Raw genomic sequence first — 24887 nt, forward strand, 5'->3', positions numbered from 1 at the left:
GCGCCGCAGAAGGCGGTGTCGCAGCATCCGGGCGCGTCGACATTGGCCGAGAAGCCCCCGCTCCTCTCCCTTCGCGGCATAGCGTCGGAACGAACCGGACACCCCGCGTCGTGTCACCACACCGCAAGGGAAGAGACCGAACTTCCTTCTACGTCACGCAACGGCGCGCGACAGGAGCCAGAGGACAATGCAGACCAAGCTGGACGAAGCCAAGGCCGAGCTGCTCGAGAGGGCCGCCCGGGTTGCTGAGAACAGCCCGGCCGGGGGGAAACTACCGACCGGGACGACGGACGAGAGCGCCCCCGACCGGGACTCCGTGCTCGCGTTCCTCCAGCGCTACTACCTGCACACCGCCCCGGAGGACCTCACCGACCGTGACCCGGTCGACGTCTTCGGAGCCGCTGTTTCCCACTACCGGCTGGCCGAGAACCGCCCCCAGGGCACGGCCAACGTCCGGGTGCACACCCCGACGGTCGAGGAGAACGGCTGGATGTGCAGCCACTCCGTCGTCGAGGTGGTCACCGACGACATGCCCTTCCTCGTCGACTCCGTCACCAACGAGCTGACCCGTCAGGGCCGCGGCATCCACGTGGTCATCCACCCCCAGTTCGTGGTGCGCCGGGACGTCACCGGAAAACTGATCGAGGTGCTCGCCACCCCGGCCGGCGGCGACCTCCCGCACGACGCCCGCAACCTGCCGCACGACGCGCACGTCGAGTCGTGGATCCACGTCGAGATCGACCGCGAGACCGACCGCGGCGACCTCAAGCAGATCACCGCCGATCTGCTGCGCGTGCTGTCCGACGTCCGCGAGGCCGTCGAGGACTGGGGCAAGATGCGGCAGGCGGCGACCCGGCTGGCCGAGGGGCTGTCCGACGAGCCCGTCCCCGGCGACCTGCCCCTGCAGCAGGTGGAGGAGGCCCGCGAGCTGCTGCACTGGCTGGCCGACGACCACTTCACCTTCCTCGGCTACCGCGAGTACCAGCTGCGTGACGACGACTCCCTGGCCGCCGTCCCCGGCACCGGTCTCGGCATACTGCGCTCCGACCCGCACCACGCCACCGACGAGGGCCACCCGGTCAGCCCGTCCTTCGAGCGGCTGCCCGCCGACGCCCGCGCCAAGGCGCGCGAGCACAAGCTGCTGGTGCTGACCAAGGCCAACAGCCGCGCCACCGTGCACCGGCCGTCGTACCTGGACTACATCGGCGTCAAGAAGTTCGACGCGGACGGCAACGTCATCGGGGAGCGCCGCTTCCTCGGCCTGTTCTCGTCCGCCGCCTACACCGAGTCCGTCCGCCGTGTGCCGGTGATCCGGCGCAAGGTCGAGGAGGTCCTGGAGCGCGCCGGCTTCTCGCCGCACAGCCACGACGGGCGCGACCTGCTCCAAATCCTGGAGACCTATCCGCGCGACGAGCTGTTCCAGACCCCGGCCGGTGAGCTCCAGGCCATCGTCACCTCGGTGCTCTACCTCCAGGAACGCCGCCGGCTGCGGCTGTACCTGCGCCAGGACGAGTACGGGCGCTACTACTCCGCCCTCGTCTACCTCCCGCGCGACCGCTACACGACGGGCGTCCGCCTGCGGATCATCGACATCCTCAAGGAGGAGCTCGGCGGCATCAGCGTCGACTTCACCGCCTGGAACACCGAGTCGATCCTCTCCCGGCTGCACTTCGTGGTGCGCGTCCCGCAGGGCACCGTGCTGCCCGAGCTGTCCGACGCCGACAAGGAGCGCATCGAGGCCCGGCTGGTCGAGGCCACCCGCTCCTGGGCCGACGGGTTCGCCGAGGCACTCAACGCCGAGTTCGGTGAGGAGCGCGCCGCGGAACTGCTGCGCCGCTACAACAACGCCTTCCCCGAGGGGTACAAGGCCGACCACACGCCGCGCGGCGCGGTCGCCGACCTGGTGCGCCTGGAGGAGCTCGGGGAGGAGCGGTCCTTCGCCCTCAGCCTGTACGAGCCGGTGGGCGCGGCCCCCGAGGAGCGCCGCTTCAAGATCTTCCGCAAGGGCGAGGCGGTCTCGCTGTCCGCCGTGCTGCCCGTGCTCCAGCGGCTCGGCGTCGAGGTCGTCGACGAGCGGCCGTACGAGCTGCGCTGCGCGGACCGCAGCGTGGCCTGGATCTACGACTTCGGCCTGCGGATGCCGCGGACGCCGGGCGGCGGCGTGGACTACCTGGGCGACGACGCCCGCGAGCGGTTCCAGGACGCCTTCGCCGCGACCTGGACCGGCAAGGCGGAGAACGACGGCTTCAACGCCCTCGTGCTGAGCGCCGGGCTGACCTGGCGGCAGGCCACCGTGCTGCGCGCGTACGCCAAGTACCTGCGCCAGGCGGGCTCCACCTTCAGCCAGGACTACATGGAGGACACCCTCCGCAACAACGTCCACACCACCCGGCTGCTCGTCTCGCTGTTCGAGGCGCGGATGTCGCCGGACCGGCAGCGCGCCGGGTACGAACTGGTGGACGCCCTGCTGGAGGAGGTCGACGCGGCCCTCGACCAGGTGGCGTCGCTGGACGAGGACCGCATCCTGCGTTCCTTCCTGACCGTGATCAAGGCGACGCTGCGCACGAACTTCTTCCAGGAGACGAGCGGCGGCGAGCCGCACGACTACGTCTCCATGAAGTTCGACCCGCAGGCCATCCCGGACCTCCCGGCGCCGCGCCCGGCGTTCGAGATCTGGGTGTACTCGCCGCGCGTCGAGGGTGTGCACCTGCGCTTCGGCAAGGTCGCCCGCGGCGGTCTGCGCTGGTCCGACCGGCGTGAGGACTTCCGCACCGAGATCCTCGGCCTGGTCAAGGCGCAGATGGTGAAGAACACCGTCATCGTGCCGGTCGGCGCCAAGGGCGGGTTCGTCGCCAAGCAGCTCCCGGACCCGTCCGTGGACCGGGACGCGTGGATGGCGGAGGGCATCGCCGCCTACCGGACGTTCATCTCGGCGCTGCTCGACATCACCGACAACATGGTGGCGGGCGAGGTCGTGCCTCCGGCGGACGTCGTCCGGCACGACGAGGACGACACCTACCTGGTGGTCGCCGCCGACAAGGGCACCGCGACCTTCTCCGACATCGCCAACGAGGTCGCCCAGTCGTACAACTTCTGGCTCGGGGACGCCTTCGCCTCCGGCGGCTCGGCCGGTTACGACCACAAGGGCATGGGCATCACCGCCCGCGGCGCCTGGGAGTCCGTCAAGCGGCACTTCCGCGAGCTGGGTGTGGACACCCAGAGCGAGGACTTCACGGTCGTCGGCATCGGCGACATGTCCGGTGACGTGTTCGGCAACGGCATGCTGCTCAGCGAGCACATCCGCCTGGTCGCCGCCTTCGACCACCGGCACATCTTCATCGACCCGAACCCGGACGCGGCCGTCTCCTACGCCGAGCGCCGCCGGCTGTTCGAGCTGCCCCGCAGCTCCTGGGCCGACTACGACACCGCACTGCTGTCGGCCGGCGGCGGGGTGTTTCCGCGCACCGCCAAGGCCATCACCGTCAATTCCCAGATCCGCGAGGCCCTCGGCATCGAGCCCGGCGTCACCAAGATGACCCCGGCCGACCTGATGAAGGCGATCCTCAGGGCACCGGTGGACCTGCTGTGGAACGGCGGCATCGGCACGTACGTCAAGGCGTCCACCGAGTCCCAAGGCGACGTCGGCGACAAGTCCAACGACGCCATCCGCGTCGACGGCAAGGACCTGCGCGTCAAGGTCGTCGGCGAGGGCGGCAACCTTGGTCTGACCCAGCTCGGCCGGATCGAGTTCGCGCTGCACGGCGGGCGGATCAACACCGACGCCATCGACAACAGCGCCGGCGTGGACACCTCCGACCACGAGGTGAACATCAAGATCCTGCTGAACGGTCTGGTCACGGACGGCGACATGACGGTCAAGCAGCGCAACAAGCTGCTCGCCGAGATGACCGACGAGGTCGGCCGTCTGGTGCTGCGCAACAACTACGCGCAGAACACCGCCATCGCCAATGCCCTCGCCCAGTCCAAGGACATGCTCCACGCCCAGCAGCGCTTCATGAAGCACCTGGTGCGCGAGGGCAGCCTCGACCGGGCGCTGGAGTTCCTGCCGACCGACCGCCAGATCCGCGAACGGCTCGCCTCCGGTCAGGGCCTGACCGGCCCGGAGACGGCCGTGCTGCTGGCGTACACGAAGATCACGGTCGCCGAGGAGCTGCTGCACACCTCGCTGCCCGACGACCCGTACCTGAAGGTGCTGCTGCACGCCTACTTCCCGACGGCGCTGCGCGAGCAGTTCACCGAGCAGATCGACCACCACCCGCTGCGCCGTGAGATCACCACGACCGTGCTGGTCAACGACACGGTCAACACGGGCGGTACGACCTATCTGCACCGGATGCGCGAGGAGACCGGAGCGTCGCTGGAGGAGATCGTCCGGGCGCAGACCGCGGCCCGCGCGATCTTCCGCTCCTCGGTGGTGTGGGACGGCGTCGAGGCCCTCGACAACAAGGTCGCCGCGGACGTCCAGACCCGGATCCGGCTGCACTCGCGCCGGCTGGTGGAGCGCGGCACGCGCTGGCTGCTCAACAACCGGCCGCAGCCGCTGGAGCTGGCCGAGACGGTGGCGTTCTTCGCGGAGCGGGTCGAGCAGGTCTGGTCGCAGCTGCCCAAGCTGCTGCGCGGCGCGGACCTGGACTGGTACCAGCAGATCTACGACGAGCTGACCGGCGCCGGGGTCCCGGACGAGCCGGCCACCCGCGTGGCCGGGTTCTCCTCCGCCTTCCCGACGCTGGACATCGTCTCGGTGGCCGACCACATGGGCAAGGAGCCGCTGGACGTCGCCGAGGTGTACTACGACCTCGCCGACCGGCTCGGCATCACCCAGCTGATGGACCGCATCAGCGAGCTGCCCCGCGCCGACCGCTGGCAGTCCATGGCCCGTGCGGCGATCCGTGAGGACCTGTACGCGGCGCACGCGGCGGTCACCGCGGACGTGCTGGCCGTGGGCAACGGCACCTCGACGCCGCAGCAGCGGTTCAAGGTGTGGGAGCAGAAGAACGCGGCGATCCTCGGCCGGGCCCGTGTCACGCTGGAGGAGATCCAGAGCTCGGACACCTTCGATCTGGCCAACCTGTCGGTCGCGATGCGGACGATGCGCACGCTGCTGCGCACGCACTCGTAGCCGGCAGGGAGCCCGCACGCACACGGGGGCGCCCCGGGCAGGGAGCCCGGGGCGCCCCCGCGTCGCCCGTCCCCCGTTGTGGTGCCTCGGGTGGAACTTCCCGGGGAAGGAGTGGCGGACCCGGCATTTCGGGCTAAGGCTGTGATATGGCCGCCCGCTCCTCGACCGCCGCACCCGCGAGGCCCGGTACCCGACCCGCCGCGCCCCGGCCGTCCGCCGTCGCGGGGGCCGTCGCCGGGCTCGTCGCGGGGCTGGTCCTGGTACTGCTGCTCGTGGTGATCGTCCGCCTTCCGTGGGCCGGTGACCTCGGCATGCACGCGGCGACCCTGCAGCGGCTGCGGCACGACCTGCTCGACCCCGGCGATCCGCTGGTCGACGCGGACACCCCGAGCCCGTACTACTCGCCGTGGACGGTGCTGCTGGGCGCCGTCGCCCGGGTGAGCGGTCTGTCGGTGTTCGTCGTGCTGCGGCTGGCCGCGGTGGTCTCGCTGGGGCTGCTGGTGACGGGCGTGTGGCGGTACACGCGGACGCTGGGCGGGCACCGGGCGGCGCCCGCGCCCGCCCTGCTGAGCCTGCTGTTCCTGTGGGGCACGGCCCGGTTCCTGTGGAGCGGGTTCCTGGGGCTGCACTCGCTCGCGCTGACGGTGTCGTATCCGAGCACCTTCACCCTCGGCCTCGCCTTCCACCTCTGGGCCTGGCTGACGGGGGCGCTGCGGCGGCCGGACGCGGGACGGTGGCAGTGGCTCGGGATGGGGGCGCTGTGGGCGGTGATCCTGCTCTGCCACCAGTTCTCGGGCGTCGTGGCCTCGGTGGGCGCGGTGGCCACGGTGCTCGCCGCGCGGCCCTCCCGGGCGGTGTGGCCGCGGCTGTGCGCCGGGCTGCTGTTGGGTACGGCGGTGCTGTGGGCGTGGCCGTACTACGACTTCTTCGCGCTGCTCGGAGCCGGGAACGACCTGGAGATCGTGCACCGGGTGCTCTACGAGGACCTGTTCGCGCGGTTCGGGCTGGCGCTGCTCGGGGTGGCGGCCCTGGCCGCGCGGTGGTGGCGGGACCGGTGGGACCCGCTGGTGGCGTTCTTCGCGCTGGGCCTGCTGGTCGTCGTGGCCGGGTGGCTGACCGGCCACTACTCGTGGGGGCGCGCCCTGCCCGCCGTGCTCGTCCCGGCGCAGCTGGCGGCGGCCCTGGAGGTGTTCGAGGCGGGGCGGCGGGGGCTGCGCGCCGCGTGGGCGGTGGCCCTCGCCGGGGCGCTGGCGGTGGGGGCGTGGACACAGGCCGGTGCGGTCGGGTACGTGGTCCCGCGCGAGGCGCTGCCGGCGGCGGTCGCCGCCGAGTACCGGCAGCCGTGGACGGGCTACTACTGGATCACGCCGTGGGTGCGGTACGGGGACGTGGTCATGGCCGAGAAACACCCGGCCCGGCAAATCCCCGCGTACGGCCCCTATACGGTCGCCCCCGGCTACCCCGACGTCTTCCTGCCGGACGAGCGGCGCCGGCTGGCGGCCACGCGGGAGTACTTCGCCAAGGGGACACCGGGGAGCGTGCGGCGGGCGGTCGAGCGGCGGTACGGGGTGCGGTGGGTGGTGGACGAGCGGGGCGCGCTGCCCGCCGCCGGCCTGCGGCCGGTGGCCCGGGGGCCGCACGGGCAGGTGCTCTACGCGGTGCCCGGAGGACCGGGGGAGCCGGGATCCCGGGTGCCGTAGCGGTCGTGGGCGGTGTGGCCGGCGCCCGCCGGGGAGCTCAGCGCAGGATGCCGGCCGCCAGGCGGACCGCGCGGCGCACGCGGGGGCGGGCCAGCCGCCGTACCGCAGGGCGGACCAGGTGTGCCGTCACGCCCGCCGGCTCCCAGCGGACCTGGAGACGGCCCGGGCCGTGGCCCTCCGGTTCGACGCTGACGCGGTGCGGGGCGGCGCCGGAGCGGTAGGGGACACGGGCGGTCAGCGCGCGGAAGGACAGCGGCGCCAGCAGCAGTCCCGTGTGGGACAGGCCCTGGTGGGTCAGGCGCAGCAGGGGGTGGCGTGTGCCCTCGAAGCCGTGCAGCGGGAGGCGTGCGGCCGCCAGGTCGAGGCGGACGCGGCCCTCGTGGACGCCGGGGCGGACGGGGGAGAGGCGGAAGGGCACCGTGAGGCGCCTCCGGCCGGGGGCGAGGAGGAGGGTCGCGCGCTGCGGGCCCACCGGCAGCCGCAGGGCCGGGTCGTAGGTGCGCACGGTCAGGTCGAGCGAGGCGCCGGGGCCCCGGGTGATCTCCGTGATCTCGTGCCGGAACTGGGCGCTGAAGAACGGCCGGGTGTCCAGCTCCAGGTCCGACAGGTCCAGTTCGCGGCGGGCGGCGGCGGACTCCGGGACCTGGTCGCCCCAGTGGGGGCGGCCCTGCGCGTCCCGCGTCACCTGCCGTGGGGCCACCCCGTGGCCCAGCCCCCGCGCGGCCAGCCGCGCCTCGTCCAGGCGGCGGTCGCGGACCAGCTGGAGGACGACCCGCTCGGCGCGCGGCAGCCGGGCGTAGGCGCCGGGGGCCAGGGTCTCCAGGTAGGGGTTCACCAGGTCGGCGAAGGCGGTCAGCCAGGCGTCGTCCCGGTGGGGCAGGTCGCCCGCGTACATCCGGAAGTCGTGCTTGAGGAACTTGTGGTCCTTGTCCTCGCGCAGCGACTCGTGCCCGCTGTCGGCCAGGAAGGCGTCGATGAGGCGCTGCACGTGGATGCGGTCGCGGACGTTGTCGAGCTTGTGCCGCTGGTTGGAGATGGACGCCGCGTCCTGGTCCGCGTACGGGGCGACGTACCAGGTGTAGACCGGATCCGGGACGATCGTGAACGTCTTGGCCAGGCAGTACGCCTGGGCCGAGAAGAGCTGGTCCTCGTAGTGGATGCCTTCGGGGAAGCGCAGCTCGTGCCGGTCGAGGAAGGCGCGGGCGTACATCTTGCTCGTCGACAGGTGCTCGAAGAACAGCCTCGGGTCGGCCTCGATGCCGTCGAGCGTGCGGCGCTCCCGCACCAGGTGCGGCATCCAGGTCGACTGCCGGCCGCTGTCCACGCGGACGCGCCGCACCGCGCCCATCGCGAAGTCGATGTCCCGCTCGCGGTGTGCGGCGAGCAGCGAGGCGACCGCGTTCTCGGGGAGCTCGTCGTCGCTGTCGAGGAACATCAGGTACGGGGCCCGTGCGATCTCCATGGCGCGGTTGCGGGGGGCGCTGCACCCGCCGCTGTTGCGCGGCAGGCGCAGACAGCGGATGCGGCTGTCCTGCGCGGCCAGCCGCCGTACCACCTCGGGGGTGCCGTCCGTGGAATGGTCGTCGCTGATGACGATCTCCAGGTTGCGGTGGGTCTGACGGCGCACGCTCTCCACCGCGCGGGGCAGGCGTTCGGCGTCGTTGAAGACGATGACCGTCACGGTGACGTCGGGCGTGCGCCTGCTCATGACGGGATCGCCTCCTGGGGGGTCGGGGCCGGGGTGCGTTCCTCCGGCGGCAGTACCGCAGGCAGCGACGCCTCGTCCTGGCCGAGGAAGACCCGGCGCACCACGCGTTCGGCGGCGCGGCCGTCGTCGTACTCGCAGAACCGGCGCCGGAAGGCGGCCCGTGCCTTCGCCGCGCCCTCGTCGTGCCAGGCGTCGGTGGTGAGGATCTCGGTCAGTTCGTCCTGGGTGCGGGCCACCGGGCCCGGCGCCTCGGCCATCAGGTCGAAGTAGACGCCGCGGGTGGTGCGGTACGTCTCCCAGTCGTCGGCGTGGATCACGATCGGGCGGTCGAGGTTGGCGTAGTCGAACATGATCGACGAGTAGTCCGTGACCAGCGCGTCGGCGGCCAGGCACAGGTCCTCGACCGGGTCGTAGGAGGAGACGTCCACGAGGCGGCCGGTGCGGCGCAGGCCGGTCAGCGGGGAGGCGGCGCCGTCGTAGAAGTAGTGGCCGCGCACCAGCAGCACCGTGTCGTCGCCGAGGCGGTCGGCGAGTGCCGCGAGGTCCAGCCGGGGGGTCCAGCCGGCCTCGTAGTCGCGGTGCGTCGGAGCGTACAGGATCGCCCGGCGGCCCGGGCCGATGCCGAGCCGTTCGCGGACCGCGCGGACGTCGTCGGCACCGGCCGTGTAGTAGACGTCGTTGCGCGGGTAGCCGTGGTCCAGCGAGACGTAGCCGGACGGATAGGCCCGCTCCCACATGCGGGTGGTGTGGCTGTTGGCGGAGACGCTGTAGTCCCACTTGTCGACGCGTTCCAGCAGCGCCTGGAAGTCCAGGCCCTGGGCGGCCGCCGGGTACGCCATCTGGTCCAGGCCCATGCGCTTGAGCGGGGTGCCGTGGTGGGTCTGGACGTGGACCGCGTCCGGGCGTTTGACCACCGCGTTGGGGAAGTTGACGTTGTTGACGAGGTAGGTGGCGGTGGCGAGGACCTCCCAGTAACGGCGGGTGCCGGGCACCACGTGGTCGGTGCCGGGTGGCAGCAGGGCCGCGTTCTCTGCGGTCACCACCCACACCGGACGGACGTGCGGGGCGAGTCGGGCGAGCTTCGCGGCGATCGCGGCCGGATTGCAGGCGACCCCGCGGTTCCAGTAGGCGGCGAACACCGCCAGCTCGGGGTCGACCGGGCTGCGCAGGGCGGCGCGGTACTGACGGTCACGGACCAGGGCGCCGAGCTGCCGCCCGCGGGTGACGGCGGCGGACCTGACGGCGCGGCGGGTGCGGTTGGCTGCCTGGAAGGCGCGGTACTTGGTGTACGCGCCCTCCTCGAGCAGCGAGCGGCGGACCCCGTCGAGGCCGGCGGGGCGCCGGTGGTCCTCGGGGCGGTGCCGTACGGCGGCCAGTGAGGCCCGGCGGAAGAACTCCCGGGCCACCTCCTCCGGCATGCCGCCGCGGGCGAACACCCGCAGGCAGTCGCGGACCATCACCTCGTAGAGCACGGTGTGGGCGGCCCGGCGCTCCCGGGTGAGGCCGAGCAGGTTCTCGTAGCGCTCGACGAGGGCGTAGTGCTGGTCGGGGGTGGGCGGGGGCAGGCTCTCGGGGCGCAGCCGGCGGTCCTCGTAGGCGATGAGCGGCAGGCAGGCGATGCGGTCGGCGAGGAGGAGGGCGGCGAGGGCGGCGTACGGCTCGTCGCCGGAGGTGAGCCGCTCCTCGTGGGTCCGCCAGAAGTCGGCGCGCAGGACACGGGTGCCGAGCAGCGGGGTGGTGCGCAGCAGGGCGCTGCTGTCGTCGAGGGCGAGGTCGGTGCGGCCCGCGCGGGCGAGCAGGGGGCCCTCGGCGGACGGCAGCCCCGAGGTGCGCCAGGTGCTGCGGACGTGGTCCACGAGCAGGACGTCCACGGCGTCGGGGAGTTCGGCGACGCGTTCGGCGACCGTGCGGGGGCCGCCGGGCGGCAGGCCGTCCTTGGCGCGGACGAAGTGCAGCCAGCGGCCCGTGGCACGCGCCGCCCCCGCCGCCCGGGCCGCCGCGTCGGACGTGCCGTCGGGCAGGGGCAGCACCTGGACGAAGGGGACGTGCCGCTCGGCGGTCTCCCGGGCCCAGTCGCCGACGGCGGCGACGACGACCTCGGTGTCCGGGAGGGGACGGGCGGCCAGGGAGTCGAGGAGGCCGGTCAGATGGTCCTGGGTGTTCGGTCCGTGGACGATGACACTGAGCTCGGGCATCACAGGGCTCCTTCGTCTCGTCGTCGCTCCGGGCAACCCTCACCGCCGTGGTGGCATCCCTGGCCATAGTGGCATCAAAACGGATGAAAGGATTGTCGGGCGCGCGAATCCGGCGCCCATCGGGTCACTTCGCCGTGAACTTCTCGTACTCCTTGAGCACGTCGTCCGTCGGCCCGTCCATGCGCAGTTCGCCGCGCTCCAGCCACAGCACCCGGTCGCAGGTGTCGCGGATGGACTTGTTGTTGTGGCTGACCAGGAACACCGTGCCCGCGTGCTTGCGCAGTTCGCGGATGCGTTCCTCGGAGCGCTTCTGGAACCTGCGGTCGCCGGTGGCCAGCGCCTCGTCGATGAGGAGGACGTCGTGGTCCTTGGCGGCGGCGATGGAGAAGCGCAGCCGGGCCGCCATGCCGGAGGAATAGGTGCGCATCGGCAGGCTGATGAAGTCGCCCTTGTCGTTGATGCCCGAGAAGTCGACGATCTCCTGGTACCGCTCCTTGATCTGCTCGCGGGACATCCCCATCGCGAGCCCGCCGAGGTGGACGTTGCGCTCGCCGGTCAGGTCGTTCATCAGGGCGGCGTTGACGCCGAGCAGGGACGGCTGGCCGTCGGTGAGGATGCGGCCGTTCTCCACCGGGAGCAGCCCGGCCACCGCCTTCAGCAGGGTCGACTTGCCCGAGCCGTTCGTGCCGATGAGCCCGATGGCCTCACCCCGGTGGGCGATGAAGGACACGTTGCGCACTGCGTGCACCCGGCGCACGCCGGCCGCCTTCTCGGCCTGCTTGCGGCGCAGGATGCGGTTGAGGGCGGCGGTGGCGGAGCCGCGGCCGGCGCCGGTGCCGTTGACCCGGTACACGATGTCGACGCGGTCGGCGATGACGGTGGGGGTCTTCTCGTCGGTGGTGTCAGCCACGGCCGTAGGTCTCCTCAGCCTTCCAGAAGTAGATGAAGCCGCCGACTCCGGCGAGCAGGGCCCAGCCCGTCGCGATCAGCCAGACATGGGCCGGGAGCCGACTCGCGTCGAAGCTGTCGATCAGGGCGAAGCGCATCAGGTCGATGTGAACGGCCGCCGGGTTGACCTGGAGCAGCGGCCCCACCCAGGACGGCAGGCCGTCGTGCCCGCCGAGGGTCTGGTCGATGCTCCACATCACGCCGGACGCGTACATCCAGGTGCGCAGCACGAACGGCATCAGCTGGGCGATGTCGGGGGTCGCGGCGCCCAGCCGGGCCAGGGCCATCGAGACACCGGCGTTGAAGGTGAACTGGAGCACCAGGGCCGGGACCGCCAGCAGCCAGGACGGCGCCACCGGCACGCCGAAGACGAGCAGGATCACGACCAGGGCGGCCATGGAGAACAGCAGTTGCTGGAGCTGCTGGAGGCAGAACGACAGCGGGAGCGCGGCCCGCGGGAAGTGCAGGGCGCGGACCAGGCCGAGGTTCCCGGAGATCGCGCGGGTGCCGGCCATCAGCGAACTCTGCGTGAACGTCCACACGAACACGCCCGTGACCAGGAACGGGACGTAGTCCGGGACGCCGTCCTTGGTCTGGAGCAGCACGCCGAAGATGAAGTAGTACACCGCCGCGTTGAGCAGAGGCGTCATCACCTGCCAGAGCTGGCCCAGCTTGGCCTGGCTGTACTGGGCCGTGAGCTTGGCGGTGGCGAAGGCGGTGATGAAGTGCCGGCGCGCCCACAACTGGCGGACGTAGGCGGGCAGCGAGGGGCGGGCGCCGCTGACCGAGAGGCCGTGGCGGGCGGCGAGGACCGTGAGGTCGTCCTCGGCCGGGCGGACCGGTGCGGGGGGCGGTGTGTGGAGGACCTGACTCACATCCGCTGCTTTCGCTAGGTGGAGGGGTGGCGGGTGCGGGCACGGCCCGCCGTCGGCGCGCGTGCGCACGCTGCACGCGGACTCACCGCACCGCGCCGCCGCCGCGTGCCGCCGGCCGCGAGCCACGAGAGACCGCACGACGCCACATACGTCGGGACGGGACCGTATCGTCGCAACGTGAGCGTAGGTCGAACTACGACGGAACGCAACCGTTCCGTCGTAACGGCCTGGCCGCCTATGCTGGGGCGCATGACGACGAACGCCGACGAGCCCCGGCCGCGTCCGCGGCGCCGGGCCCCCGCCGGGGCCGCCGTACTGCGCGAGGACGTGACGGAGGCGATCCGGGCGGCCGTCTTCGAGGAACTCGCGGCCGTCGGGTACGCGCGGATGTCCATCGAGGGGATCGCGCGCCGTGCGGGGGTCGGCAAGACCGCGGTGTACCGGCGCTGGCGGTCCAAGCTGCACCTCGTGCTCGACCTGGTCTCCGCCCTCGCCGTGCAGGGCCTGCCCACGCCGGACACCGGCTCCCTGGAGGGCGACCTGCGGCTGCTCTACGAGGTCAGCTCACGCGCCCTGCGCCACCCCGTCGCCTCCCAGGTCCTGCCCGACCTCCAGGCCGAGGCGGCCCGCAACCCCGACATCGCCGAGGCCCTGCAGAAGGCACTGCGGGAGGGGCAGGACTCCGTCGCCAAGGGCATCGTCGCCGCGGCCGAACAGCGGGGCGAGCTGCGCGCCGGCATCGACCACGACCTGGCCCTCGACCTGGTGTCGGGCCCGTTGTACTGGCGTTCCGTGGTGATCCGCAGCCCGAAACTGCCCCAGGGCTACCTGGCCGCCCTGACGAAGGCCACGGCGGGGGCGCTCAGGGCGCTGTGAGCCCCAGGCTCCGGTCCTTCTCCCCCTAGTCGGCCAACCGCCGTGCCCGGTACGTCAGTTCCCCGGCGTCCAGCACCCGGTCCCCGTGTCCCGGCAGGGGCACGTGCAGGGCGTCCGTCCAGCGCTCCGGTACCGCCGAGGCCCCGTACACCGCTCCCGCCGGTCCTCCCGTCACCGCCCCCACCGTGTCGGTGTCGCCGCCGAGGTCGACGGCGCGCGCACGGCGTCCCTCGTAACCGGTCGTGGTGCGCAGGGGCCCAGAGGGCGGAGCCCGGACAGGGCCAGACCGCACCGTTGAACTCCGTGGCGCGGTCGGGGTGCCAGGACGGGGCGAGCACGGTCGCGTAGCGCTCGCGGTGGCCGGGGTGCACCGCCCGTAGGGCGTCCTCGACGGCGGCGAGGGGGTCGTCCCCGGCCAGGGCCACGCGCAGCAGTTCGTGGTGGACGGCGGTGCCCTCCCAGTCGCGCGGTCGCCGTGGGTGAGCGCTGCCAGGCGGCGGGCGGCGTCCATGGTGGCCGCCCGGCCCCGGGGCGCGAAGTACCCGGCGGACGTGGCGTCCCGCGTCAACGCCCCTTCGCCCGCCGCCCGTCGGTCGGCCCGGAAGGGCAGCGCGGCGGCCACGTCCACGGGTCGCCGCGCTGCTCGGCACGGCTTCCGTCTGCAGGCCGATGTCCTTCGGGTCGGCCGCGGCCCAGCGCTGGAACCGGCGGAACGCGTCGGCGGGTTCGAGGCGGCCGCACGCCGGCAGCGACTCGGCGACCAGGACCGCCACCTGCGTGTCGTCGGTCGCCTCGCCCGGCTCCCAGCCGCCGCCCCCGCACATCTCACCGCCCCTGCCCGGCCGCGGGAACCGTGCCGAGAAGGCTCCCTCGGATCCGAACTCGAGGGGCGCGCCGAGCGCGTCGCCCACGGCCGACCCGACGACGGCGCCCACGGCCCGCTCAGCACCACCCGGGGAATGCGCATCATGCGCACTCATGCGCCCACGGTAGCCACGCGCCGCCTCCGGCCGTGCCGGAGCAGGCGCCGGACCCTCGCGCCGAGCACCGAGACGGCGCCGCGCGGGCCGGGCGCCACGCGCAGGGCCAGGGCGCCGGAGTGGGTGGCGTAGGGCCGGACGAGGACCACGCCGTGGCGCCGGCTGGGCACGGCACGGCGGCGCAGCAGGCCCGGGCCGGAGAGCGCGTGGGCGGTGACCTCGCTCCGGCTGCCGTCCCGGAAGGTCAGCCGCAGCCGCAGGTCCCAGGTGGCCGTGCCGAGCGCGGCCAGGCGGTCCGGCGGCACGGTCGTGACGGCCTGCCAGGAGCCCGCACCGGAGGGGGTCAGGGGCACGGTGCGGCGCAGGACGGTGCCGTGACCGTCCCGCCCCGCCCGCACCGCGCCGGGGCTGCCGTCCCGCCCCGCGGTCACCGCGCCGCCGTCCCGGAGCCGCCACTCCACCGTCACGCCGTCGGGGCCCGCCTCCGCCACCCGGCCGTACAGCTCATGCAGGCGCAGGTGCAGCCGGGTGCCCCCCGCGCGGGGGTGCAGCCGCGCGTCGACGGCGAGCGGGAGCAGCGGGACCGGGCGGGTCAGCAGGGGCTCCAGGGTGACGCCGGGAAGGTCCGCCGACCAGACCGGAGTGCCGTCCGCCGCGCGGGCGTACGGCGGGCTCAGCCGCGCCGGACGCGCCGCGAGCTCCTGGAGGCGGGCCAGGTCGCGCGGCTCGGGCGAGGACAGCACGACCCGTCCGATCAGCGCACCGGGGGCGACCGGGTCGCGCTCCCAGTCGGCCGCGTCGTACGCGCCGAGGAACTGCCGGGTGTGTGCCCACCACGCGCGCCGGTAGCCCTCGTCGCGCAGGCGCAGCTCGCGGGCGTACATCCGCAGCTCGTGGTCGAGGAACTTGCCGCGTGCCTCCCGCGCCAGCCGTTTCCGCCCGGCGGTCAGCAGGATGTCGTGGGCCGTCCGGCACGCATGGGTGCGGGCGCGCCAGTTGGCGACGTCCGCGCGGTCCAGCGAGATCGACAGCCGCTCGGCGGACCGGCGCACGTGCCAGACGTAGACCCGGTCCGGGACCAGCGCGACGCGCGGGGACGCCGCCCACACGCGTGCGGTGAAGACGAGGTCCTCGTAGGGGAAGCGGCCGTCGGGGAAGCGGATGCCGTGCTCGCGCAGGAACCCGGTGCGGTACAGCTTGTTCACGCAGACCGTGTCGTACACCAGGCGCGGACACCGCTCCGGGCGGTCGAACACGGCGTATGCGGCGTACAGGTCGCCCTCCCATGGCACCTCGCGTCCCGACGGCAGCTCGCGCCGCACGCACAGACCGCCCGTGACGTGGGCGTCCGCGCCGACCGCGGCCGTGAGCAGCGCGTCCACCGCACCGGGCGGGAGCACGTCGTCGCTGTCCAGGAACATCACGTACGGCGCGGTCACCGCGTCGAGCCCGGTGTTGCGCGGGGTGCCGCAGCCGCCGCTGTTCACCGGCCGCCGGATCACCCTCAGGCGCGGCTCGGTCGCGGCGAGCCGGTCGAGCAGGCCGGGGCTGCCGTCCGCCGAGCAGTCGTCGACGGCGACGACCTCGCGCACGGCGGGGCCCTGGGCGAGCGCCGAGCGCACGGCGTCGGTCACGTGCGCGGCGTCGTCGTGGCCGATGACGACGACGGCGACCTGGGCGGGGGAAGCGTTCATGGCCGTCCCTGCACGGGGTTCGCGGCGGCTGGGGGAGCATCGTAATCCGGGTGAATGACGCGGACCTGTTGACACACCATCAAATGGCACGATCCTACGATCAACGCCACAGAATCAAATGTGTGATCATCGGACGGATGAAGCGGGTGGGCGCGGCGCGGGCCCGCGGGGTGGCCGTGGGGGTTCCCGTCGTCGTGATGCTCGCCGTGGGGCTGTGGGGGCTCGACCGGGGCGGCATGTGGGGCGACGAGAGCGTCACCTTCCTGGTCGCGCAGCGCACGGTGCCGCAGATCTGGCGGCTGCTGCACGAGGTGGACGCGGTGCACGGCTTCTACTACCTCCTCATGCGCCCGGTCCTCGCCGTCCACCCAGGCGAGGTCGCCCTGCGGCTGCCCTCGGTGGGCGCGGCCTGCGCGACGACCGGCCTGGTGGCGGCGCTCGGTGTGCGGCTGGCCGGGCCCCGGGTCGGCCTGTGGGCCGGTCTCCTGTACGCCGTCACCCCGCTGACCGGCCACTACGCCCAGGAAGGGCGCTCGTACGCGCTCGTGGCGGCGGGGGCGGCCGGGGCGACGCTGGTGCTGGTCCGGGCGGTCGACCGGACGGTGACGCGGTCGCGGTGGTGGCTGTACGGGGGTGTCGTCACCACGACGTGTCTGCTGCACGAACTGGCGGTGCTGCTGCTGTGCGCCCACGCGGTGACGCTGGCGGCCCTGCGGGCGCCGCGGCCGGTGTGGGCCGGCTGGGGGCGGGCCGCGGCGGTGGCGGTGCTCCTCCTGCTGCCGCTGGTGTGGGTGTCGCACGGGCAGGCGGCGCAGGTGGGGTGGCTGGCGGAGCCGGGGTGGGACAGTGCGCGGCGGCTGGCGCACCGTCTCTTCGTGGGTCCGGCCGGGGCGGTCCTGTGGGTGTCGGTGCTGCTGACGGCGCTCGCACTGACGCGCCGACGGGTCGCGGCGGTCGCGCTCCCGCTGCTGGTGCTGCCGCCCGGCCTCCTGATGGCCGTCTCCCAGGTCCGGCCGCTTTACCACGACCGCTACGTCCTGTACGCCGTCGCGGGCGCACCGCTGCTGGTGGCGGCGGGGGCCGGCGTGGTGGCCGACGCGGTGGGGCGGCTGGGGGCACGGCGGGTGGCCGGCGGGAGGGGAGAGCGGTGTGCGGGCGCGGGGCAGCCGTGTGTGGGTGGGGCGCCGGGGGATCGGTGCGGCGGTGGTCCGGTCGGCGCGCACGGGTGGCGAGCGGGCGGCCCCGCTGACATGCGGCCCGGCGGAGCGGGAGCCGGTTGGCGCCCCGGGGAGCCGGTGCGGGACCGATGCGCGCAGGCGGGGGAGCCGTGCGACGGCGGGGCGTCGGGGCGGCGGCGGAGGGCGGCTCCTGCGGTGCGGCGCCGCGCCGGCGGGCGCCCGCGCGGCGGGCGACGGCCTCTCTCCCCACCCGTCGGCGCCCTCCTCGCCCTCCTCGGCGTCCTGGGGATCGCGCTGGCCTTCCTGCACCACCTCCCCCTCCACCGTCAGGACCGCTCCCCGGCCCACCGCCCCGACGACCTGGCCGCCGTCGCCGCGCTCGCCGGGCGGCAGATCCGGCCCGGTGACCCCGTGCTGTTCCTCCCGTCGGCCGGGCGGCTGGCGGCGCTGGCCTATCCGCGGGGTTTCCGGTCGGGGCGGGACATCGCGCTGGGGGAGTCCGGGCCGCGGTCGGGCACCCTGTGGGGTCGTGAGACGGCCCCCACCGAGCTGCGGCGCCGGCTCGCCTCCGTGGACCGCGTCTGGGTGGTGGCCGAGCCGTACGCGCTGCGGCCGGGCTGGTCGCCGAGCGATCCGGCCGAACGCGCCAAGCTCGCGGTGCTGCACCGGCAGTTCGTCCCCGCGGAGCAGCACTCCGGCCGCGGTGTCGTCCTGCGGCTCTACGTCCGCGGTACGGCCGCTACGGGTGGGCCGGATCCTGCGCCGACCGTGCGGCAGCGTCCAGCGCGGTGGTGAGCTCGTCCAGGCGGGTCCGCAGCTCCCGGATCCCGTCGAGGTCGAAGCCGGTCGCGGTGGTGATCCGGCGCGGCACCTGGCGGGCCCGCTCGCGCAGGGCGGCGCCCTCGTCGGTCAGGCGCACCTCCACCGAGCGCTCGTCGCGCGCACTGCGCTCCCGGCGCACCAGCCCGGCCGCCTCGAGCCGCTTGAGCAGCGGGGACAGCGTGCCCGAGTCGAGCCGCAGCTGCTCGCCGAGCCTCTTCACGGGCAGCGTGCCCCGCTCCCACAGCACCAGCATCACCAGGTACTGCGGGTAGGTGAGCCCGAGGTCCTTGAGGAGGACGCGGTAGACACCGTTGAAGGCGCGGGACGCGGCGTGCAGCGAGAAGCAGATCTGCTGGTCCAGCCGGAGCCAGTCGTCGCCGGACCCCTGCGGCGGGGCGGGGACGGGGGTCGGGGTCGGAGTCATGTTCCCAGGGTAGCTCTTGTGAGCCATTTGGTTGTACACAATTTAATTGTGTGCTCTACTGGTGGGTGTCGGCGGCCGGATCACGGGGCCGGCCGCCCGGTCACGACTCGAGAGGGAAGGTTTTCCATGGACGCGCTCTACACCGCTGTCGCCACCGCCACCCACGGCCGCGAGGGCCGCGCCGTCACCTCCGACGGCAAGCTGGACGTCGCCCTCGCCGCACCCGCGGAACTCGGCGGCAGCGGCCGGGGCACCAACCCGGAGCAGCTCTTCGCCGCCGGTTACGCGGCCTGCTTCGGCAGCGCGCTCGGCCTGGTCGGCCGCGCCGCGAAGGTCGACGTCAGCGACGCCGCCGTGACCGCCGAGGTCGGCATAGGCAAGGAGGGCGAGGGCTTCGGGCTCGCGGTCACGCTGCGCGTGGAGCTGCCCGACACCGTGGACGGGGCGACCGGCCGCAAGCTGATCGAGCAGGCCCACCAGGTCTGCCCCTACTCCAACGCCACCCGCGGCAACATCCCGGTCGACATCGTCGTCGAGTAAGCCCTGCGGCCCGCCTGGCCGCCTCATCTCCCGACCCGCGCCAGCACCTCCCCCGTCTCCCTGCTCCACGCCACCACCACCGCCTCCTCGGGGACCGGATGCCAGCGTGTGAGCAGTAGCCAGCGCACGTCGTAGCGGCGGACGACGGCGGCACGCTCGGCGCGGGTCGAACCGGGCGCGAGATACGCGCGCACGTCGGCGACCCGGCGCGCCCGCCGCCGCTCGTCGAGCGCCGGGTCCGGCCAGATCGGCGCGGCGAGGTTCGGCCCGTACCCGGCGAGGGCGTGACCGGCGAAGTAGCCGTCGGTGATGACCACCTCGCCGCGGCCGATGTACCGCGCCGCCCAGTCGTACGCCGGCCAGCGCGTCGGCTGTCGGAAACCCACCGGGTCCACCGACGGCGGCACCACCGCCCCGGCGTGCACGGTGAGGAACCCCGCGCACGCCCCGGCCGCCGCCGCCCCGCCCAGCACCCGGCGCGCCCGCCGCCACGGCCGGGGCGCCGCCAGTTCCACCGCGAGCGCGAACTGGGCCGGCACCAGCACGGCCCACAGTGCCCTGCCGTAGGTGTAGTGGCCGCTGATCCAGCCGTACGCCACCACCAGGCACTCCAGGACGAACATCAGCACCAGCGGATCGCGCGCCGACCGCCGGGCCCTGATCACCAGCGCCGGCACCCCGAGCAGCAATCCCAGCCAGGAGTTCTCCCCCATCCCCTCGTACAGCCGCCGGTGCATCGCGTCCATGCCGCTGTCGCCCACCAGCGTCAGGACGTCGTAGTACGGCCACGGCAGCGCCACCGCCGCCGCGCACGCCCCGGTGAGCGCCCACCGGGCCGCGACCGGCCCGCACCAGCTGCGCTGCCGCGCGGCCACGAGCGCCACCGCCCCCGTCAGGGCGGACGCGGCCGTCACCGGATGGGTGAGCAGGATCAGCGCGTACAGCACCCCCAGCCCCGCGTACCCCCACCAGCCGGACAGCCCGCTCGGCCCGACGAACCGGACCGGCGCTCCCGCCGCGCCCTGCGGGGAAGCACCCGCGAGGGCGAGGGTCCACGCCCAGGCCAGCAACGTCAGCCCGATCGCGAGCGTGGACGGGTAGCCGAGGCTCGTGGTGAGCGACAGCAGCCCCGGGTAACCGCTCCAGATGATCCGCGCGGTGCCCCACAGCAGCGTCATGGAGAACAGCGCCGGCACCGGCGCCCACGGGCGCGGGGTGAGCACCCGGACGAAGCGGCCGACGCCGATCAGCAGCAGGAGCAGGTGCACGGGCCCGGCGAGGGTCAGGACCTCCCAGCCGGACAGCCCCGTCAGCCGGGCCAGGGCGCCCTGGAGGACGGCGTAGGGGCCGTAGTACGGGCTGCCCGTGCCCGGCAGGTCCGCCATCGTGTGGGCCGGGTGCAGCAGATCGTCCTTGAGGCGTTCGACGACCGCCGCGTGCTGCCCCGCGTCGCAGCACAGCGGTCTGCGCCAGTACGTCAGCGTCAGCACCAGCCAGAACAGGCTGCCGAGGACCAGGTAGGGGCCGGCCCGCCGGGCACGGCGGCCGCGCAGTGCCGTCGCACCGCGTGCGGCGCGCCGGACGAGGAGCCCGGCGCTCACAGGACTGCGGAAGGAGGGAACGTTCTGGGCATGAGGTCACTGGTTCCCGCCCACGACGGCACCGTGACGGCGCGTCACCTCAACGGGCGAGCCGGCACCTCGACCGAGCCGGGCACCTCGACGGCCGAGCCGGCACCTCGACCGGTGAACTGGTCACCCGCGCCCCCGCACAGCTCCCGCTGCGCCTCGGGCGGCCAGCGCGGGAAGCGGAACCGGGTGCGCTCGACGGCGCCCGTCAGATTCCGCCAGAACCGCCCGGGAGTGAGGGGCGCGCGGACCGACTCCCGCAGTTCGGCCAGCCGCCCGCACTCCAGGGCCGCGCGGGCCGCCGAGAGTGCCTCCGGTGAGGTCCGCGCCCGCGCCAGGTCGGCGGCGGACGGCTTGCGCACCGCCCAGTCCGCGAACACCCAGTGGTTGCGCAGGAACTTCTCGTGGCCGGGCCAGCTCCAGCGCTCCAGCTCCAGGTGCGCGCCCACCGGGCTCGCCAGCCCCCAGGCGTCGTTGACGTAGGCGTCCAGCGGCGCCGCCGCCCCCGTCACGCCGAGATGCCGGCCCACGATCACCACGTGGTACGGGGCGTCCGCGCGCACCGGCGCCGCGTGCAGCCGCCGCCGCCCGTCGAAGTACAGCAGCGTGGGCCGCGGCCCGTGCACCGCCCCGTCCAGCATGCGGCGCCCCTCGGGCAGCGCGGGCCAGTTGTTCACCCAGGTGGAGGTGCGCACCGGGTTGTGGTCGCCGAGTCCCTGCACGTCGGAGCCGCGCACGTTGAACGACATCGGCGTGCTGCGCACGTCGAACGGCACCCTGAGCGGGCTCACCACCGTGCCCAGCCACACCAGCAGCAGGGCGCCCGCCGCCGCGGTCACCCGGGTCGCCGGGACGACCAGGACCGGCAGCAGCACCAGCAGCAGCGCGGGCAGGACCATGCGCGCGTGCATGTAGTCACCGCCGACCCGCATCACGTAGGCCGCCAGCAGCAGACCCGCCGCCACGGGCGCCGCCAGCACCGCGAGCGAGGCCCGCTCGGGGACCCGCTCCGCCCGCAGCCGACGGGTGCGCCGCACCACGAGGACGAAAAGCGCCGTCAGCACGGCGAGCGCCGGCCACACCCAGTACGGGCCCAGCGTCTCCTGCACATAGCCCGCCCCCCGGCCCCAGTCGCTCGCGCCCGCCTCCTTGGCGATGGCGGGCAGCGGCACCAGCACCCCGTAGTAACCCGCCCGGAACACCTCGTACCCGAGGGGCAGCGCACCCGCCGAGACGAGCAGAACGGCGGCGTGCCGGCGCGCGGGGCGCAGCACGTACCCCTGGGCGGCCAGGAAGCACACCGCGGCCACCGCCAGGTCGGGCCGGACCAGCGGGCCCAGCCCGAACACGAACGCCGCCGCGCACGCCGCACCCACACCCTGCCCGCGCCGGACGCCGGTCAGCAGCCACCACGACAGACCGGTCCAGAATGTGCCGAGCCCGCTCTCCAGCCCGGAGGTCATGTACGACCAGAACGGCGGCACGGCCAGCAGCACGCACACCCCCGCCGGCACCGGCAGCCGCGCCCCCCGGTGCAGCCGGCAGGCGCCGTGCAGGGCGAACGCGAACCCGGCCGTGCTCAGCAGCAGTCCCACCCCGACCGCGAGGAACGCCGGGTCCTCCCCCGTGACGCCGGTGACCAGCGCCAGCAGCCACTGCCACAGCGTCCCGGTCGAACTCTCCGCCCGTTCCCCGACGTTGAACACCGGCCCGTTGCCCGCCAGGATCTGCCGCACCGGGCGCAGATAGATCAGCCCGTCGTCGCAGATCCACCGGCGCCGGTACCCCAGTACGAACAGCGCCGCCGTGGGCGCGGCGACCAGCGCCGCCCGCCACAGCCGCGGCGGGCCGGGCAGCCGCCGAGCGGTCCGCGGAAGCCCGGCGAGCGGACCGCGCTGACCTGGGACGGAGCGGACCGCGCCGGGGGTCGTGGGTGTCGTCATCGCTCGATCAGCGCCTTCACCCCGTCGGCGGTGTCCGGCGCCCGGCGGGCGGCGGACAGCAGGGTGCCGCCGAGCTCGCCGAGCATCAGCAGCCGCACCACCCGCTCGGCGGCGTGCCCGTCGTCGAACTCGCAGAACCGTTCCCGGAACGCCGACCGCAACCGGGCCGACTCCTCGTCCCGCCACGTCCCGGAGGCGAACAGCCCCGCCAGTTCCCGGTAGGAGCGCGAGACGTGGCCCGGCGCCTCGGCGGTGATGTCGAAGTAGGCGCCCCGGCTCGCGGCGAACGCGCCCCAGTCGTCGGCGTGGACCACGATCGGCCGGTCGAGGTTGGCGTAGTCGAACATCAGGGCCGAGTAGTCGGTGACCAGCGCGTCGGAGGCCAGCATCAGGTCCGCCACGTGCGGTTCGTCCGTCGCGTCCACCAGCACGCCCCGGCGGTGCAGATCGGACAGGCCCAGCCCGCGCGCGATGCCCGCGGCCAGCGAGGGGTGCAGCCGGACCACCAGGGTGTGGCCCGCGCCCAGGTCCGCGGCGAACCGGGCCAGGTCGATCCGGTCCACATGACCGCCCCGGCGGTAGTCGCGGCGGGTGGGCGCGTAGAGCACCACGGTGTCACCGGCGGGGATGCCGAGCCGCTCGCGGACCGCCGCGCCGCGGGCCGGGTCCGCGCCGACCAGCACGTCGTTGCGGGGGCTGCCGGTGCGCAGCGAGGTGAAGTGGCACGGGTAGGCGCGGCTCCACACCAGCTCGGAGTGGCGGTTGGCGACCAGGCTGTAGTCCCATCGGTCGGCGCGGCGCAGCATCTGCGGCACGCTGAACCCGTACCGGGCCCCGGGCTTGTCACGCAGGTCCGCCCCCATGTACTTGAGCGGGGTGCCCTGGTGGGTGTGGACGTGGACGCTGCCGGGCCGCTTGACCAGGGTGCCCGGCCAGTTGACGTCGTTCACCCAGTACGTGGCCCGGGCCATCACGGCGTGGTAGCGCGCCGACCCCGGGGTCACATGGTCGGTGCCGGGCGGCAGGGAGCCCACCGCGTCCGGCCGGACCACCCACACGCCGTGGATGTGCGGGGCGAGTTCCCGGGCCTTGGCGTAGACGGCGGCCGGGTCCCCGGTCATGCCGCCGTGATGGGCCGCGGAGTAGACGGCCAGACGGGGGTCGAGCGGACGCCGGGACTGGGCGGTGTACCAGGCGCGCCGCGCGCCCCGCGCCGCCTTCCCCAGCAGGCGCCGCCCCCCGTCCGCACCGCTCCCGCCCGCCGCGCGCAGGCCACGCAGGGCCGCGTACGACGCGTAGGGCGCCGTGGCCGGCAGCCGCATCTCGGTGCCCCTGCGGCCCTGCGGCGGGGTGAAGCCCGCGGGTACGCGGCGGCGGTGGAAGGCGCGGATCTCCCGGTAGAACTCCGGGCGGTCCGCGGGGCTCACCCGGTCCTCCTGCTCGAGCACGAACAGCATGTGGTCCAGGGCCCGCTCGAACAGCAGCGGGCGCGCCCAGTCGAGGTCGGCGCGCCCCTCGAGGAAGGCGAACAGCCCCTCGTACTGCGGGAAGATGTCGAAGTGCCGGCGCCCCGGTGTCCGGGTGATCGCCCCCTGCCGGCGCTGCCGGTACTCCACGCCGATCCGGTCCAGGCAGGCGATGCGGTCCGCCAGCACCATCGACCGGTAGGTGACCGGCGCGTCCTCGTACAGCCCGGGCGCGTACCGCAGGTCCTGCTCCAGCAGGAAGGCCCGCCGGTACGCCTTGTTCCAGGCCACCAGGAACAGGTGCAGGTACTGCGGGCTCTCACGGATCCGGATGGTGTCCAGCCCCGCGGCGGCGAGCAGACCGGCCGAGGTGCTCGGGCCGCCCCTTCCCCACCAGTTCGTGCGCACGTGGTCGAAGACCAGGATGTCCGGGTCGCCCGTCAGCCGCAGCCGCTCGCCGACGGCGGCCAGCAGGCCCGGCGTGTAGAGGTCGTCGCTGTCGAGGAAGAGCACGTACTCGCCGCGCGCCTGCTCCAGCCCGGCGTTGCGGGCCCGGCCGAGCCCCACGTTCTCCGGCAGGTGCAGCACCCGCAGGCGGGGGTCCCGGGCCGCGTACGCGTCGAGGATCGCGCCGCAGTCGTCCGGCGAGCGGTCGTCGACGGCGATCACCTCGATGTCGCGGTACGACTGCCCGAGCACCGAGTCCAGGCACTCGTGCAGGTACCCCTGCACCTTGTAGACGGGCACGACGATGCTGAAGCGGGGCACGG

The 24887-nt window shown here is 73.9% G+C and carries 14 protein-coding genes and 1 pseudogene; 5 read left to right on the forward strand and 10 right to left on the reverse strand.

From position 1 onward, the window contains the following. The first annotated feature begins 187 nt into the window (after window positions 1-187). Window positions 188-5140 carry an NAD-glutamate dehydrogenase gene (locus ACFYOV_RS14350; RefSeq protein WP_389087162.1) on the forward strand — a complete coding sequence of 1651 codons (4953 nt, stop codon included), beginning with the start codon at window positions 188-190 and terminating at the stop codon, window positions 5138-5140. Between the two features lie 146 nt (window positions 5141-5286). Beyond that, entirely contained in the window at window positions 5287-6840 is a 1554-nt protein-coding gene (locus ACFYOV_RS14355) for a hypothetical protein (protein ID WP_389087165.1), read from the forward strand. A 37-nt stretch (window positions 6841-6877) separates the two neighbouring features. On the opposite strand, the gene ACFYOV_RS14360 is transcribed toward ACFYOV_RS14355, so the two are convergent. The 4 genes from ACFYOV_RS14360 to ACFYOV_RS14375 form a co-directional block, all read right to left on the reverse strand. Next, the gene (locus ACFYOV_RS14360; RefSeq protein WP_389087168.1) at window positions 6878-8548 is read right to left on the reverse strand and encodes a glycosyltransferase family 2 protein; all 1671 of its coding nucleotides are present in this window, start codon (window positions 8546-8548) and stop codon (window positions 6878-6880) included. After that, complete coding sequence (locus ACFYOV_RS14365) at window positions 8545-10743, reverse strand: CDP-glycerol glycerophosphotransferase family protein (RefSeq protein WP_389087170.1); 2199 nt, start codon at window positions 10741-10743, stop codon at window positions 8545-8547. The genes ACFYOV_RS14360 and ACFYOV_RS14365 overlap by 4 nt, the downstream gene beginning before the upstream one ends. 124 nt (window positions 10744-10867) lie before the next feature. Continuing rightward, entirely contained in the window at window positions 10868-11653 is a 786-nt protein-coding gene (locus tag ACFYOV_RS14370) for an ABC transporter ATP-binding protein (protein ID WP_389087172.1), read from the reverse strand. Next, window positions 11646-12566 (reverse strand): ABC transporter permease, encoded by a 921-nt coding sequence (locus ACFYOV_RS14375; protein WP_389087175.1) that lies wholly within the window; start codon window positions 12564-12566, stop codon window positions 11646-11648. Before ACFYOV_RS14375 ends, ACFYOV_RS14370 begins: the two co-directional genes overlap by 8 nt. A 237-nt stretch (window positions 12567-12803) precedes the next feature. Here ACFYOV_RS14375 and ACFYOV_RS14380 point away from each other — a divergent pair, with 237 nt between their 5' ends. Next, window positions 12804-13442: a TetR/AcrR family transcriptional regulator gene (locus tag ACFYOV_RS14380; protein ID WP_389087177.1), complete on the forward strand. Its 639-nt coding sequence runs from the start codon at window positions 12804-12806 to the stop codon at window positions 13440-13442. A gap of 25 nt (window positions 13443-13467) precedes the next feature. Here ACFYOV_RS14380 and ACFYOV_RS14385 read toward each other — a convergent pair. Continuing rightward, window positions 13468-14422 (reverse strand): annotated as a pseudogene (locus ACFYOV_RS14385) (ADP-ribosylglycohydrolase family protein). After that, window positions 14419-16116, reverse strand: a complete 1698-nt coding sequence (locus tag ACFYOV_RS14390; protein ID WP_389087180.1) for a glycosyltransferase family 2 protein — start codon at window positions 16114-16116, stop codon at window positions 14419-14421. The pseudogene ACFYOV_RS14385 and the gene ACFYOV_RS14390 overlap by 4 nt, the downstream one beginning before the upstream one ends. Before the next feature lie 197 nt (window positions 16117-16313). Between ACFYOV_RS14390 and ACFYOV_RS14395 the strand changes: the two genes are divergently transcribed. Further along, window positions 16314-18089 carry a hypothetical protein gene (locus ACFYOV_RS14395; protein ID WP_389087906.1) on the forward strand — a complete coding sequence of 592 codons (1776 nt, stop codon included), beginning with the start codon at window positions 16314-16316 and terminating at the stop codon, window positions 18087-18089. On the opposite strand, the gene ACFYOV_RS14400 is transcribed toward ACFYOV_RS14395, so the two are convergent. After that, window positions 18034-18540, reverse strand: a complete 507-nt coding sequence (locus ACFYOV_RS14400; RefSeq protein WP_389087182.1) for a MarR family winged helix-turn-helix transcriptional regulator — start codon at window positions 18538-18540, stop codon at window positions 18034-18036. The genes ACFYOV_RS14395 and ACFYOV_RS14400 overlap by 56 nt on opposite strands. Before the next feature lie 126 nt (window positions 18541-18666). Between ACFYOV_RS14400 and ACFYOV_RS14405 the strand changes: the two genes are divergently transcribed. After that, window positions 18667-19080 carry an organic hydroperoxide resistance protein gene (locus tag ACFYOV_RS14405; protein WP_389087185.1) on the forward strand — a complete coding sequence of 138 codons (414 nt, stop codon included), beginning with the start codon at window positions 18667-18669 and terminating at the stop codon, window positions 19078-19080. Window positions 19081-19103: 23 nt separating this feature from the next. Here ACFYOV_RS14405 and ACFYOV_RS14410 read toward each other — a convergent pair whose 3' ends face one another. From ACFYOV_RS14410 to ACFYOV_RS14420, 3 genes are all read right to left on the reverse strand, one after another. Further along, complete coding sequence (locus ACFYOV_RS14410) at window positions 19104-20681, reverse strand: hypothetical protein (protein ID WP_389087187.1); 1578 nt, start codon at window positions 20679-20681, stop codon at window positions 19104-19106. Window positions 20682-20755: 74 nt separating this feature from the next. Further along, window positions 20756-22651: a hypothetical protein gene (locus ACFYOV_RS14415; RefSeq protein ID WP_389087190.1), complete on the reverse strand. Its 1896-nt coding sequence runs from the start codon at window positions 22649-22651 to the stop codon at window positions 20756-20758. Then, a complete protein-coding gene (locus ACFYOV_RS14420; protein WP_389087192.1) occupies window positions 22648-24885 on the reverse strand; it encodes a CDP-glycerol glycerophosphotransferase family protein in 2238 nt (745 codons plus the stop codon). Before ACFYOV_RS14420 ends, ACFYOV_RS14415 begins: the two co-directional genes overlap by 4 nt. Window positions 24886-24887 lie beyond the last annotated feature (2 nt).

Source organism: Streptomyces sp. NPDC005931, from assembly GCF_042871235.1.
In the GTDB taxonomy this organism is placed as follows: Bacteria; Actinomycetota; Actinomycetes; order Streptomycetales; family Streptomycetaceae; genus Streptomyces.